Source organism: Allomuricauda sp. R78024, from assembly GCF_044596045.1.
Taxonomy (GTDB): domain Bacteria; phylum Bacteroidota; class Bacteroidia; order Flavobacteriales; family Flavobacteriaceae; genus Flagellimonas.
Genome location: NZ_CP138995.1, coordinates 1,768,295 through 1,783,621, shown reverse-complemented (window position 1 = coordinate 1,783,621; position 15,327 = coordinate 1,768,295). Strand labels below are relative to the sequence as shown.

The following is a 15,327-nucleotide window of genomic DNA, read 5'->3' as shown; positions in this document are numbered from 1 at the left end:
TCATTCTAAAAACCAATATACAACTAGATAAGCCAACTAAATTCTTAATTATGGAACACATACCCTCAAAACGTTTATTTTCCTTAGATGTATTTCGTGGCATGACCATGTTCATGCTTATTGCTGAGGCTGCTGGGTTCCACCATTCTTTTTATGAGCTGGTCAAGGATACTCCATTTCTTTCCGGTATAGGGGAACAATTACATCATCATCCATGGCATGGGTTTCGCTTTTGGGATTTGATTCAGCCATTCTTTATGTTCATAGTTGGAGTGGCCATGCCATTCTCTATCGGAAAACGCCTAAAAACGGGCAACAGAAAAGCTGTGACACGTCATATTCTTCAACGTTGTTTCCTATTATTTGCCTTTGGGGTGTTGCTGCATTGCGTATACAGTCACGCGTTGGTTTGGGAGCTTTGGAATGTATTGGTGCAATTGGCATTTACTATCCTAATTGCATATGCAATTATGAATTTATCGAACCGAAACCAACTACTAATTTCGATAGGTCTTTTGGTGCTAACTGAATTGCTTTACCGTTTTTATGACCCCGCAGCCCCCTTTAACAATGGAGCAAGTTTTGGTTCTTTTATGGATCGCGTTTTTATGGGGAAAATTAATGGTGATGGCTGGGTGACCATCAATTTTATCCCTACCGCCGCGCATACCATTTGGGGTGTAGTTTGCGGACGACTTCTTTTAAACAAGAGTGAATCTTCACAAAAATTGAAAGCATTTGTGCTCTGGGGAAGCATTGCCATGGTTTTAGGAATAGCATTGGATATTCTGAATATCACACCCGTTATAAAAAGATTGGCCACTAGCTCATTTACCTTGCTATCAGGTGGAATAGCGGTCTTGGTACTTGCGCTGTTTTACTGGTATATTGATGTAAAGGGAAATGCAAAAAAATGGATGCGATTTTTTTCTGTAGTGGGAACCAATTCCATTTTTATATACCTATTTGCTGAAACGGTAGGTATACAGTGGTTTAGAGGTTTCGGTAAAATCTTTACAGATGGAATTCTCAATCCCTTGGGAATGGGAGAAAATGGCATTATGGTAATCAATTCACTTTTTGTGCTTTTGATTTTTTGGTACTTGACATATTTCTTGGATAAAAAGAAAGTCTATTTCAAGGTGTAAGGGAACCAGCGTCCTCATCTGTTTATTTACATAAACAAATAGTAAAATATTAAACAAAATTGAAAACCTATTTAAAATGAAATATTTTATAACAATTCTATGTATTGCGATGACTGCTTTTTCTTGTAAAAAGGAAAAAGCTGTAAGTCTTTTTAATGGACAAGATTTAAGTGGATGGCATGTTGATGTTCCTGAAATGGATACCATACCAAATACGATAAATCCATTTATAATACGAACAGGCATGTTGGTGAGTTTGGGAACTCCACGAGGTCACCTCATCACCGATGATGTTTATAAAGATTACAGATTAGAAGTTGAATATCGTTTCGCCGGCGAACCGGGTAACTGTGGCGTATTGGTCCATGCCTCAACTCCAAGGGCATTGTACAAAATGTTTCCAAAATCTTTAGAAGTACAAATGCAGCATGAGGATGCTGGTGATTTTTGGGTTATTGTAGAGGATATAGAAGTTGATAATATGGTGGAACGAAGAGGTCCAAAGGAGGAATGGGGAATTACAGAAGGTAAAAAACGAAGAATTATTAACCTTACAGATGGTTCTGAAAAGCCTTTGGGTGAATGGAACACCATGATTATCGAATGTCTAAAAGATGAGATAAAAGTTTGGGTAAATGGAGATTTGGTCAATCATGGATTTAATGCTACAGTTACAAGTGGTCAAATAGCAATACAAGCGGAAGGTTCCGAAGTAGAATTTAGAAAAATAGATATTTCGTCCATAGATGCTATATCAAAATAATTAGTTCCTTATGAACCTCTGATTTATTTCAATTGAAACGAATGAACATTTCACGAACTTTAAAAATCACTTTACTGATTATGTTGCTTTCAGCTCATATACCCTCAACATTTGGGCAAGAAAAACAGAGCTATATGCAAGAACTACCAAGTTCCCAGTTAAAGATTAATATGGTTGCAATTCCTAGTGGTTCTTTTAACATGGGAAGTCAAGACAGTGAGGAAGGAAGGGATGAAGATGAAGGGCCACAACGAAAAATGGATATTGAAGGTTTCTGGATGTCCAGTTATGAGATTACTTGGGAACTCTATAATCTTTTTTTACAACGTGAGTTGGACAATGTGTTGTTTGCTGAGAAAGGCAAAGAAGTAGAAAAAAAAGTAGATGCCGTAGCTGGTGCAACCATCCCATATGTTGATATGAGTTTAGGGATGGGAACTGGAAAAAACCTGCCCATTGGAAATGTAACACAATTAGGGGCTTCAAAATTTTGTGAATGGCTTTCCGCAATTACGGGGGTCTTTTACCGATTACCCACCGAAGCCGAATGGGAATATGCAGCTAGAGCTGGAACTGCAGGTGCCTATTCTTTTGATGATGATGACTCTTTAGAGGAACATGCCTGGTTTTCAGATAATAGTGGAGCAACCTACCATGAAATTGGCAAAAAAAAGCCAAACCCATGGGGATTATATGATATGTACGGTAATGTTGCGGAATGGACCTTAGATCAGTATAATGCGAATACCTATACGGAAAGTACAAGTCTCTATATTCAAGTTGAAAAAGAATATCCCGCGGTAATTCGTGGAGGATCATATAAAGATTCTCAAGAAATGTTGCGCAGCGCATCAAGAGCATTTTCAAAACCTGTTTGGAAACAGCGAGACCCACAATTCCCAAAAAGCAAATGGTGGCACACCGATGCTCCGTTTGTAGGTTTTAGAATCGTAAGACCATACATGACACCAAATCAAAAAGAGCAAAATAGCTATTGGCTTGGGAAAGAATAGCAAAAACAACTTTGAAAACACATAAGAAGATGAAAAAAGACAAGACTTTAAAAAGACAAAACACCCGCAGGGATTTTGTTAAAAACACGACCCTTTTATCTGCAGGAATGCTATTGCCAACATTAGATGTTGGGGCCATGGCCAATGTATTTGAAAACAAGACCTTAAAACTTGCATTGGTAGGTTGTGGTGGACGAGGTTCGGGGGCAGCAAATCAGGCACTACAAGCTGACGACAATGTTGAGTTGATAGCAATGGCCGATGCTTTTGAAGATAGGCTTACAAGCAGCTTGAACAATTTAAGCGAGAAATATGAGGGTACTGGCAAAATCAAGGTGAAAGAAAAACATCGTTTTGTTGGTTTTGATGCCTATAAAAAAGCGATTGATTTAGCCGATGTAGTCATTTTGGCCACACCTCCAGGTTTTAGACCACAGCATTTTGCATATGCTGTTGAAAATAACAAGCATGTGTTTATGGAAAAACCTTTGGCCACTGATGTTCCGGGAATTCGGAAAGTCTTGGAAATGGCAGAAGTGGCCAAATCCAAGAAATTGAACGTTGTGGTTGGTCTGCAGCGCCATTATCAGGAAAATTACCTGCAAACATTGGATTTGCTTAAAAATGACTCTATAGGTAAGATAGTTTCTGGTCAGGTCTATTGGAATAGTGCTGGTGTTTGGGTTAAGCCAAGAAAACCAGAATATACTGAAATGGAATATCAAATGCGCAATTGGTATTATTTTAATTGGCTGTGTGGAGATCATATTTTAGAACAGCACATACATAATATTGATGTTGCCAATTGGTTCATCGGCGAGTATCCTGTTTCTGCTCAAGGTATGGGTGGGCGCTTGGTACGTACAGGTAAGGAATATGGAGAAATCTTTGATCATCATTTCGTAGAATTCACATACCCTAGTGGCGCCGTGGTGGCCAGCCAATGCAGGCATCAACCAAATACAATGTACCGAGTAGGAGAAGCGTTCCAAGGTACAAAAGGTACCGTAGTGACCAATGATGCGGGTACAGCTAAAATTTTCGATATCGATGGAAAAGAATTGCATTCCATTTCAAATAGTGAAGGCCATAACCCTTACCAGGAAGAACATAATAGGCTTTTTGCCTCTATAAGAAACAATGAAGTCATAAACAATGGTGAATACGGAGCTAAAAGTACAATGACCGCAATATTAGGAAGAATGGCCACTTACAGTGGTAAGGTAGTAACATGGGAAGAAGCTATGAAATCTGAATTGAGTTTGGTTCCGGAAGAGCTTTCTTGGGATATGAATCCACCTGTTATGCCCAATGAAGATGGTACTTATCCAATTCCAATACCGGGTAAATCTATTGTGCTATAAACTATTTTGAAGTTATTAAACATAACCCAACTATAGGTAAAGTTCATCTACAAAATCAAATTAATTTGTTTAGCTTTCTGCTCTTGCTTTTTAGCGCTAAAAAGTAAAAACAAAGAGGCAGCAAAATGGAAATTAGGTTTCAATGTATCTACATCTGGTATGACACGCCTAACAAAAAACTAAGATGGAAAAAAAGTCGATTAAAGCTGATAAGTTAATTCACAGCGCTTTACCTATTTTATTTTTGTTGGGAATGATTGTTTACGGCTTAGTGCTTAGGCCGTATTTTTTTAACCAGTCGGTAATTCCTTTGGAAATCATTTTTCTTAGTTCTTCTTTTTTCGCGGTGACCCATTTAATCTATTTGGGGTTTTCGTGGGATATCATTCTTGCTAATGCGGTGAAAAAACTAACCAAAGGTTTACCTACTATTCTCATCTTATTCGCTATTGGAATAGTCATAGGAAGTTGGATTGTTTCAGGAACAATACCCATGTTTGTCTACTATGGAATTAAATTGGTCAACCCTGACTACATTTACGTATTGGCCTTCATTATACCTATCTTTTTTTCAATGTTCACAGGAACCTCTTATGGCTCTGTTGGTACTATAGGAGTTGTAATTTTAGGGGTGGCAACAATAATCAATGCCAATCTCGCTATTGTTGCCGGCGCTGTTATCGGTGGTGCCTTCTTTGGGGATAAAATGTCTCCATTATCGGATACAACCAATATCGCCGCTTTGGCTACCGGAGTAGATTTATACGACCATATTAACTCAATGCTTTACACAACCTTACCTTCTGCAATTATTGCTGCTATCATTTACACCATTTTGGGTTTTGTGTACCCTGCAGAATCAGTTGTAGGTGATTTTGCCGAATTGGAAACTACGCTAACCGCCGTCACTTCTATTTTCAATTTCAATATTTTACTTCTTCTACCTGTTTTAATCGTTTTGATAGGTTCATTTAAAAAATTACCAACAATTCCAGTACTGTTAACTTCCTCATTGGTGGCTTGTATTTTTGCATTGCTCTTTCAAGGATATGGTTTTGAAGATGTAATTCAATCTGTTTACAAAGGTTTCCATACCAACATGGCAGTATGGCAAAAAACAGTTCCAGAAAATATTAGTGTTCTATTTAATCGCGGAGGTCTTTATGCTCTAAACGATGCCATTATAATAGCACTTTTTGTTTTTTTGTTTATTGGTATTCTGGATACCAATAATGCCATTCCTAAAATTGTCGAAAAAGTATTTTCATATGCTAAAACCAAATCATCAGTCATATTATCATCCTTGGCAGCTGCCGGAATAACCAACGGAATGACTGGGAACCAATACGCTACGAGCTTTATAGTTGGAGAAGCTTTCAAAACAAAATATGATACGTTAGGAATCAATCGAAAAGTTCTTAGTCGTTCCCTGGAAGATTACGGAACCATGATTGAAAGTTTGATTCCCTGGCACCCAACCGCATTATTCATGGTTTCCGTTATGGGCGTAGCCGTTGGGGATTATTGGTATTTTCAGTTACTTAGTTTGATAAATCTTATCATAGCTCCCTTAATTGCTATTTTAGGTATAGGATGTTTTTACAAAAAAGACAATTCAGTCAATGAAGAAAAAAAATAACGACACTAACAGCGGGCAGCATGACGCAAAACCTCAAGATCTTTCATATGAAGGGTCAATGGTAACTCCCATATTCCAAACGTCTAACTTTTCATTTGAAAGCTGGGATGCCATTAGTGATGCATTCGACAATAGAACAAAAAGCTTCATTTACTCAAGAGGTAATAATCCAACGGTAGAAGTTGCCCAGAGAAAGTTGGCGGATCTTGCAAGTGGAGAAAAAGCCCTTTTGTTTGGGTCAGGGATGGCGGCCATTTCCGCCGCGGTATTGCATTGTGTTCAAAAAGATGGACATATCATAGCGATAAAAAATATTTATGGCCCCACTAACAATCTTCTTTACACTTACTTGAAAGATAAAATGAATGTTTCCATCACTTTTGTCTCAGGGGTTGAGTTGGGTGAATTCGAAGCAGCAATTCAAGCAAATACCAATCTTATCTATTTGGAAAGCCCGTCTTCAGGTGTTTTTTCTTTACAGGACATTCGTTCAGTAGCTGCTTTGGCTAAAAAAAATGGCATCAAGACAGTAATAGACAATACTTGGGCAACGCCATTTTTTCAAAAACCTCTGGAAATGGGAATAGATTTGGAGGTGCATTCCTGCTCCAAATACATTGGAGGTCATAGTGATGTGGTCGCAGGTGTAGTTATTGGCAGCAGTGAATTAATGAATCAGATTTTTAAAAAGGAATATGAATGGCTTGGAGCTCGTATTTCACCAGCTGAGGCTGCCCTAATCACTAGAAGCTTAAAAACTCTGCCTCTAAGAATGAAAGCCCATGAAGCAAATGCATTAGAGATTGCCGAATTTCTAGAAAATCACCCTAAAATCACAAGCGTAAATTACCCAGGCCTAAAGAGTTTTAAACAGTATGATTTAGGAAAAAGACAGATGAGTGGTAATTCAGGTTTATTATCCTTTCGCCTAGCTACAAATGATTTAGAAAAAGCCAAGACCTTTTTTAACAATTTAAAAAAGTTTCGAATAGCGGTCAGTTGGGGTGGCTATGAAAGCCTGATCTATGCATTGGCCATTAGTTATGTCAAAGAGATGACAAAAGACCAATTTGAAACTACCGGTCTCACCTATGGAGATATGCGTCTATCAGTCGGTTTAGAGAATGTAACCGAGCTGACCCAGGATTTAGAACAGGCATTGGATTTAATTTGAAACAGATTAAAAACTATCCTTCATCCAATTATAGGGCTTTCTCTTTATCCAAAGTCCTCTGGTAAAATCAGGAAAATTTTGAGGTTCTCCATTATTTTCAATAGAAACTTCTGACAAAGGTGTTACAGCGCTCCAAGCTGCCGCATCATAGGCATCCATAGGTGGGGCAATATTTTGCTTTGCTGATTCCACAAAGGCATTCATTACAAAAAAGTCCATACCACCATGTCCAGACCCTTCGGCATACTCACCATACTTTTTCCAAAGAGGGTGATCATATTCTTTAAGCCATGAAGTAGCCTCATCCCATTTGTGGGGTTCAGATTTGCCCTCTACATAAATTCTATTCCCATCTACCTCCCATAAACCATTTGCACCTTGCACTCGAAAACCTAAAGAATAAGGACGCGGTAAATTACAATCATGAGTGATTATAATGGTCTCTCCCCTAGCCGTTTCAATAGTTGAAGTAATAACATCTCCTTGCTTAAATTTAACCTTGGCATTTGGATGACTCTCTCCGCCGTGTTTTACCACATAGTTATGCAATCCTATTCCTTTTGAAGCATAAGAACTCATTGAAACAAATCGATTCCCCCGATTGATATCTGCCATAGCCGCTATTGGACCCAAGCCATGGGTAGGATATACATCCCCATTACGTTTTACAGAGTGTTCTGTTCTCCATTTAGCTTCAGAAATAGCTTTTTCACCAAACTCAACTCCACCTCCATAAGGTTGTTGGCCATTATTGAACTTAACTTCTCTTAAATCGTGCTGGTAACCGCATCTAAAATGAACCGTTTCACCAAAAATATTTTGTTTTACCATATTAAGAACAGCCATTACATCCCGTCTATAGTTTACATTTTCAAGAATCATCATATGGGTTCCCGTTTGCTCATGGGTATTTACCAAATCCCAACATTCTTCCAATGTGTTTGCTGCAGAAACTTCAACCCCAGCATATTTTCCTGCCTTCATTGCATCAACAGTCATACGAACGTGCCACAACCAAGGAGTAGAAATGATTACAGCATCCACATCTTCTAATTCCAATAGATTCCTATAGTCGTAGTCATTTTTTCCAAAAACCTTAGGTGATTTACCTCCTGCTGTTTTAATCATTCCCTTGGCCAAATCTATTCTGGCAGAGTCGATATCGCAAATAGCCGTTACCTCAACATCCTTTCTCAATAAGATATTGGTAAGATGGTTTGTACCCCTTAGGCCAACACCAATAAAACCAACTTTCAATTTACCTTCAAACTTGCTAGAGACAAAACCTGAAGCAATGTTTGGTGCAAGTACAACCCCTGCTCCTAAAATGGAACTACTCTTGATAAACTTTCTTCTTGAATTCATAGCTTATTGATGTTTTAATTTGTTTAATTCATTATACTCTAAACAGTATTCTTTAAATAGTCTATTCTGTATTAATCTTATGATTGTTCTAAATAGCTTTTTGCATTTTCTGAGTTTACAATGGCAATAGGCAACAATTTTTTCTCAGGGAATACTTTTTTGAACAATAAGTTTTCAATTACATATTTTAACCCCAGCGATGCTTGCATTTTAGGATCTTGATGAATTAAAAAATCCACAACCCCTTTTTGAAGGTATTTTAGGTTTTCATCCAGTAAATCATAACCAATTAATAAAATCCTTTTGTCATCCATGGTATCCAAAACTTTAGCTACTTCATAAGCTCTGGAAGTGGTTATGAAAATACCCTGTAAGTCCTGATGTTTTTCTAGGAATGAAATCAGCTTTGTTTTAAAGTCACCTGACATCAAAGTAATTGTTAGCGGACTATCAATTCCATTTTCATGGCAATAAGAGGTAAAACCTTGCTCTTTTTCTCTCATATGCCTTGCATTATCATATGACTCATTAATATGCACAATCGCGAACTTACCTCCATAAGAACTAGACATATGTAGAAGTTTGGCTGCGGTCTTTCCGCTGAGCACCAAATCCTGACCAACATACAGATCAATACCATTGGATAGAGTGCTGTTGAAAGTGGCCAAAAGTATATTCTTACCATCAAACTTCTCAAGAATACTATTTGTTTCACGCTCAAAAAGAGGAACAAAAAACAAAGCATGTATTCCATCTTGGTAAGCCTTATGTCCCTTTTGTAAAAATGATTTAGGTTTAAAAGGATTGAAATGGTAGATCACAACGTGAACATTAAAATCATCATATTCTGAAATCACCTCTTGAACACCTTCTTCGCAAGGTTCCCAAAAGGAATCCAAATTTGGGTTTGGAAGCAAGACGCCTATTTTATAGACAACACTGTTTTTAAGGGTACGAGCAATAGGATTAGGTTTATAATCCAGCTCATCTATAGCAGCCATTATTTTTTCCTCGGAAGCTTTTGAAACCCTACCCCTTTCATGCAATACCCTATCTACTGTCCCTATTGAAACTCCAGCCTTTTCCGCAATATCCTTGATAGTGTGTTTGGTTCTCATCAAGCCAAAAATAATAAAAAAGTCATATGAATTTTAAAATAATGTGTACGTTAACATAAAAATGCGTGTACGATAACACATTTTTGATATATTTGCCTTATTAGTTGTCCTGAATTATATAATAATTAATCATTTTGTTTGGATAATCTTTAATCTTCTTTATGGGGTTAGAAAGAATTGTTTCATTGGCACCTGGCAGAACTTGCCTTTTTGGAGATCATCAAGATTACCTTAAATTGCCTGTCATTGCTTGTGCTATAAGTCGCTACATAACGCTAACGGCGGTTAGAAACGATTCCCAAAAATTAATTATCAGTAAACCGGATATTAATGAAATACGGGTTATTGATTTATCAGAACCGATATTAAAAATTGAAAAAGGAGATCATTTGTTGACTGCTATAAAAATAGCAGAACAATACAAGTGCATACCAGATAAGGGTTATGACATTCATATTAGTGGAAATATAGCCATAAATGCAGGAACTTCAAGTTCATCAGCAGTTGTAGTGGCTTGGATAAAATTTCTCTTAACTGCTTTCGGATGCAATCAAAAGATTACAAAAGAATTTGTCTCCAAACTTGCATATCAAACTGAAGTGGAATACCACAATTCCCCCGGCGGAAAAATGGACCAGTATAGTATAGGGTTAGGAAACATCATGTACTTGGAAACTGATGCTAAAGCAAATTATGTAACGTTTGACAAACCTTTAAAAGGATTAATAGTTGCCGAATCTGGCGTGCCCAAACAAACAACAGGTGTCTTAGGTGAGTTAAAAGAAAAAGCGCTCTTGGCGGTACATAAAGTAAAAGAAAAGATTTCCTCTTTTGAATTAAAAGAGGTCAACAAAGATGAATTACCATCTTATCTCAATTATGTATCGGATGACTTGAAAGTATTCTTGTCAGCAGCTGTTTTAAATCACGATATTACTCAAAGAGCATTAAAAGAATTTCAAAAGGAAACATGGTCAGTAGCAGCAATTGGCGCTTTAATGACAGAACACCATGAAATACTTAAAAATTATTTGAATCTCACTGTGCCAAAAATTGATGCAATGATAAACACGGCTATATCTGCTGGAGCTTTAGGGGCCAAAATTGTTGGTTCCGGACGAGGTGGCAGTATTGTAGTTCTTGCTAATGAAGGAGAAGAAGATAAAATTATTGATTCATTACTTAAAGCTGGAGCTAAAGATGCCTATAAGGTTCAGGTAGATCCAGGGGCAAGAATAGTAGAACCAAAATCAATACAATCATGAAATCACATGCTACTTTGATAATTCTTGCGGGCGGAGCGTCTTCAAGAATGAAAAAAACAGATACTTCCAATCAAGGAGATTTAACGCAGGAAGAAATAAAACAGGCCAATGAGCGGAGTAAAGGATTAATTTCAGTTGGAAAGGATAAAAGACCTTTTATGGATTATTTGCTAAATAATGCACAAAAAGCTGGATATAAATACATCTATATTGTTGTTGGGGCAAATGCTACTTTATTCAAAGAATATTATGGAGGCAAAGACAGCGAGAACAACTTCCACGGATTATGGATCTCCTTTGCAACGCAGCACATTCCAAAAGACCGAATAAAACCGCTAGGTACTGCGGACGCTGTTTTTCAAGCTATAGAACAATACCCGGAATTAAAAATGGCGAGCTATTCGGTATGTAATAGTGATAACCTGTATTCTATAGCAGCCTTGAAAGCGCTAAGGGAAACCAATAGTCCAAATGCTTTTATTAGCTATGATCGTGATAGTCTTGAATTTACCAAAGAAAGAATTTCCCGTTTCGCATTGGCTAAGCTAGATCATAAAGGTCATTTACAGCAAATCGTTGAAAAACCGGATTTAAGTCTAATAGACAATTATAAAGATGCTGATGGTAAATTGAGGGTAAGCATGAACATATTTAAGTTTGATGGCATCATGTTTTACGAATACCTTAAAAATTGCCCGCTTAACGAAACAAGAAACGAAAAAGAATTGCCTACTGCATTATTGAATATGATTCAAGACTACCCAGACACTACTATCGGCGTCCCTTTTTCTGAGCATGTTCCAGATTTGACAGCGAAATCAGATATTATAGCTGTAAAACAATATTTAGAAAAAAAACATGAAAAACTAAATTGGTAATGAATAAAAAAAACAAAGTAATTCTGCTATTTTTTCTTGTGGCGGGAACCTTATGTGCCCAAAAAAAAGAACAGAATTTTGAATTAGCTGGACAACAAGTCCAATTAACTGGAGAGTTTCGGGATTTTGAAACTGCAACCACCATCGAAAAATTGAGTGACGGTCTTGAAATCCTAACAATATCCCTGACACATCAAAAAGGAGCAACTCCACCTGAATTTTCCCTAAAATGGAAATTGCCATCTAGCAATATCGCAGGGTACTGGAGTAGCGCTGCCTTCAATGACAAAACTATTGGACCTAGTTGGGCACCCTCTACAGTTCGTTCCATGTTGGCCAAACAAGCTCCTGTTATTACCCTTTTTGGTCATGATGATAGCAATCGACTTACTTTTTCGGCCACTGAATCCCTGAACACGGTTGTTATGAGTTCAGGTGTTAAAGAAGAAGACGGACTTGTTTATAACGAAATGACCTTCTTTTCAGAAAAGCATCAATCAGTGACGGATTATGAGGTTAAAATACGTTTTGATGCAAGACCACAATCATATTCAAAGGCCTTAGAGGAGGTAGCTGATTGGTGGGCATCTTTTGACCAATTAAAACCTGTTGAAGTTCCAGAAGTAGCCCGTAAGCCCGTTTACTCTAGTTGGTATAGCTATCATCAGAACGTAACGATGAAAGATTTGCTGGCTGAGTGTAGACTTGCCAAACAAATGGGTTTTGAATCCATTATTGTAGACGATGGCTGGCAAACCATGGACAGTAATAGAGGTTATGCCTTTACGGGTGATTGGGAACCAGAACGGATTCCAGAAATGAAGGAGTTTGTAAATGAGGTACATAATCTAGGCATGAAGTTTATTTTATGGTATGCTGTTCCTTTCGCTGGTGAAAATTCAAAAGCCTATGAGAAAATGAAAGGGAAATTTCTTAGGTATTGGAACGGACAGGGCACATATGTTTTAGATCCTAGGTATCCTGAGGTGAGGGAATTCATTATCAAAACCTATGTAGATGCAACAAACAATTGGGATTTAGATGGTTTTAAGCTGGATTTTATTGGAAGGTTTATTGCGGATGAAGACACCAAATTCACCATGGATGATGGGCGTGACCATGCTTCCGTTAATGAAGCGACCGATGTATTGATGACTGATTTGGTAAAATCACTTCAAGAAATCAAACCTGATATCATGATTGAATTCAGACAACCTTATGTGGGTCCGGCCATGCGAAAATATGGGAATATGTTCCGAGCAACGGATTGCCCAAATCTCTCATCTGTGAATAGAATTAGAACCTCAGATTTAAGACTGTTAAGCGGTTCAACGGCGGTTCATTCCGATATGTTAATGTGGCATTATGATGAACCCGTTGAAGTAGCAGCATTACAAATGCTCAACGTAATGTATTCCGTACCACAAATTTCGGTTAGGCTGGAAGATATTCCTGAAGACCATTTTAAGATGATTAAATTCTATACAGATTATTGGCTTAAAAACAGAGAGGTGTTGTTGGACGGTGATTTTCACCCCACAAGCCCGTTGACCAATTATCCTATACTTGAAGCAGCCAAAAACAACAAAAAAATAACCACCATATTCAATGATCAAATAGTAGATGTACAGATAGAAAAATTTGAGGAAATTGATATAATCAACGCGAAAACATCCAATAGAATAGTGATGGTAATCAATGGAAAATCTAAAAATTTTGAGTATAAAATAATGGATTGTCTTGGTACGGAAACAAAAAAAGAAACCATAGAGTTATCTGAGGGCACCTACTCTTTTAATGTCCCAGCTTCAGGATTAATTTCTTTTAAAGCGACCAATTAAATGATGATTATGAAGATTTATAAAAAATGGCAGGCAAGATTCTTATTAACAGTCTTGACGACAATATTGTGTAGTTCATGTGCTGAGAAAAAACAATCAACGGAACATGAATCCCGCCCAAATATTTTATGGATTTTTCTTGAAGACACCGCTCCCTTGTTAGGTGCATACGGCACAACTATTATTTCAACTCCAAATATTGATAGCCTTGCCAAACAAGGTGTAGTGTATACCAATGTTTTTATGCCTGCACCTGTATGTTCAGCAAGTCGTTCCAGTATTATTACAGGAGTGATGTCAACAACTACAGGAGCGCACAATCATCACAGCTCTAGAACAAAAGAGTCAGCTATCTATTTGCCAGATAGTTTAAAAACCATTCCAGAGCTTTTTAAAAATGCCGGTTATTTCACCTTTAACAATGGTAAAGATGACTATAACTTCATGTATGACAGAAGGGATTTATACACACAAGATTATAAGTTACATCCTTTATATGGCAAAAGCGGAGTCCATTTAAACTTGGATACCTTGAAGAATCACCAACCCTTCTTTGGGCAAATACAGTTAAAAGGAGGAAAAGAGATATTTTCCAATACTTTCAAGGACAATGTAAAGACCCCTGTTGACCGTTCAAAGATAGAACTACCTCCTTACTTGCCAAACCATCCGGTAATTGTTGAAGAGTATGCCAATCATCTTGATGCTATTCAAATAACCGACGAAAAAGTAGGGAAGATCATTAAAGATTTAAGGGATAATGGTTTGTTGGAAAATACCGTGGTATTCTTTTTTTCGGACCATGGAATGAGACTGACACGAAACAAACAATTCTTATATGATGGCGGTCTTCATGTTCCTTTGATAGTTGCTGACTTTACTAAGAATATTAATACGTTAACACCTGGAACGGTCAAAGAAGACTTGGTAAGCGGACTGGATATTGGAACCGGATCTATGGCCTTGGCCAATATTGAGATACCCAATTATACGGAAGGGCAGAATATGTTTGGCGACGCCTATAAAAGGAATTACGTTATTTCAACAAGGGATCGCTGTGATTTTACGATTGATAGAATCCGTTCGGTACGATCAAAAGAGTATAAGTACATCCGAAATTTTAAGACTGACAGGCCATATACACAACCCACTTATATGGATTTTGACGGTATCGAGTTCGTTAAGGTCATGCACCAATTACATAATGCTAAAAAATTGAATTCTGTTCAAGACATATTTATGTCTGACGAAAGACCGGAAAAAGAATTATATCATCTACCCAGTGACCCTTTTGAGTTGAATAACCTCGCAAATGATTCTAACTATGATAACGTCTTAAAAGAATATTCCAGCGTTTTGGAGGATTGGATCATTGAAACTGATGATAAAGGACAGTATCCAGAAGATGAAGAGAATTTAAAATTGATGTTGGGTATTTGGGGCAAACATGCCATAAACCCTGAATACGATACCTTAAGAAAAAAATATCCGGATCTTGAAGGCTCTCTGATTTCCTTAAAGAGTGAGCCTTCAAAATTGATAGGAACTCACAACTGATTATAATTAATTCAAATTGGTTTATACATCAATAGGGTTAAAGGATAATTATTGTCGTTTGGAAAAAGCATCAAAAGATAGAATTTAACGCTGGATATCATGAACTCATAATTCTAAATTGATAGGGATTTAATTTGGGGCAATTCATATTGTTTATAATCTTTTTAACAGCAATGAGCCAAAAAAATAAACTAAATGAACG

The 15,327-nt window shown here is 37.3% G+C and carries 12 protein-coding genes; 10 read left to right on the top strand and 2 right to left on the bottom strand.

The window, feature by feature from the left end; translation table 11 throughout:
• The first annotated feature begins 50 nt into the window (after positions 1-50).
• The 6 genes from SJY44_RS07920 (at position 51) to SJY44_RS07895 (ending at position 7,101) form a co-directional block, all read left to right on the top strand.
• Positions 51-1,148: an acyltransferase family protein gene (locus SJY44_RS07920; RefSeq protein ID WP_396591952.1), complete on the top strand. Its 1,098-nt coding sequence runs from the start codon at positions 51-53 to the stop codon at positions 1,146-1,148.
• 76 nt (positions 1,149-1,224) lie between these two features.
• Positions 1,225-1,911 carry a DUF1080 domain-containing protein gene (locus SJY44_RS07915; RefSeq protein WP_396591951.1) on the top strand — a complete coding sequence of 229 codons (687 nt, stop codon included), beginning with the start codon at positions 1,225-1,227 and terminating at the stop codon, positions 1,909-1,911.
• 41 nt (positions 1,912-1,952) lie between these two features.
• On the top strand, positions 1,953-2,924 hold the full coding sequence (locus tag SJY44_RS07910; RefSeq protein WP_396591950.1) for a formylglycine-generating enzyme family protein: 972 nt from the start codon (positions 1,953-1,955) through the stop codon (positions 2,922-2,924).
• Between the two features lie 29 nt (positions 2,925-2,953).
• Positions 2,954-4,288: a Gfo/Idh/MocA family protein gene (locus tag SJY44_RS07905; protein WP_396591949.1), complete on the top strand. Its 1,335-nt coding sequence runs from the start codon at positions 2,954-2,956 to the stop codon at positions 4,286-4,288.
• Between the two features lie 184 nt (positions 4,289-4,472).
• Complete coding sequence (gene nhaC / locus SJY44_RS07900) at positions 4,473-5,927, top strand: Na+/H+ antiporter NhaC (protein WP_396591948.1); 1,455 nt, start codon at positions 4,473-4,475, stop codon at positions 5,925-5,927.
• A complete protein-coding gene (locus SJY44_RS07895; protein WP_396591947.1) occupies positions 5,911-7,101 on the top strand; it encodes a trans-sulfuration enzyme family protein in 1,191 nt (396 codons plus the stop codon). Before nhaC ends, SJY44_RS07895 begins: the two co-directional genes overlap by 17 nt.
• A gap of 6 nt (positions 7,102-7,107) precedes the next feature.
• Here SJY44_RS07895 and SJY44_RS07890 read toward each other — a convergent pair whose 3' ends face one another.
• Positions 7,108-8,466: a Gfo/Idh/MocA family protein gene (locus SJY44_RS07890; RefSeq protein WP_396591946.1), complete on the bottom strand. Its 1,359-nt coding sequence runs from the start codon at positions 8,464-8,466 to the stop codon at positions 7,108-7,110.
• Between the two features lie 77 nt (positions 8,467-8,543).
• On the bottom strand, positions 8,544-9,584 hold the full coding sequence (locus tag SJY44_RS07885) for a LacI family DNA-binding transcriptional regulator (RefSeq protein WP_396591945.1): 1,041 nt from the start codon (positions 9,582-9,584) through the stop codon (positions 8,544-8,546).
• Positions 9,585-9,745: 161 nt separating this feature from the next.
• On the opposite strand from SJY44_RS07885, the gene SJY44_RS07880 reads away from it, so the two are divergent.
• Genes SJY44_RS07880 through SJY44_RS07865 form a run of 4 tightly spaced genes read left to right on the top strand, consistent with a single transcriptional unit; the run spans position 9,746 to position 15,125 of the window.
• Positions 9,746-10,849, top strand: a complete 1,104-nt coding sequence (locus SJY44_RS07880) for a mevalonate kinase (RefSeq protein ID WP_396591944.1) — start codon at positions 9,746-9,748, stop codon at positions 10,847-10,849.
• Entirely contained in the window at positions 10,846-11,727 is an 882-nt protein-coding gene (locus tag SJY44_RS07875) for a sugar phosphate nucleotidyltransferase (protein ID WP_396591943.1), read from the top strand. The genes SJY44_RS07880 and SJY44_RS07875 overlap by 4 nt, the downstream gene beginning before the upstream one ends.
• Complete coding sequence (locus tag SJY44_RS07870) at positions 11,727-13,568, top strand: glycoside hydrolase family 36 protein (protein WP_396591942.1); 1,842 nt, start codon at positions 11,727-11,729, stop codon at positions 13,566-13,568. Before SJY44_RS07875 ends, SJY44_RS07870 begins: the two co-directional genes overlap by 1 nt.
• A 9-nt stretch (positions 13,569-13,577) precedes the next feature.
• Entirely contained in the window at positions 13,578-15,125 is a 1,548-nt protein-coding gene (locus SJY44_RS07865; protein ID WP_396591941.1) for a sulfatase, read from the top strand.
• Positions 15,126-15,327 lie beyond the last annotated feature (202 nt).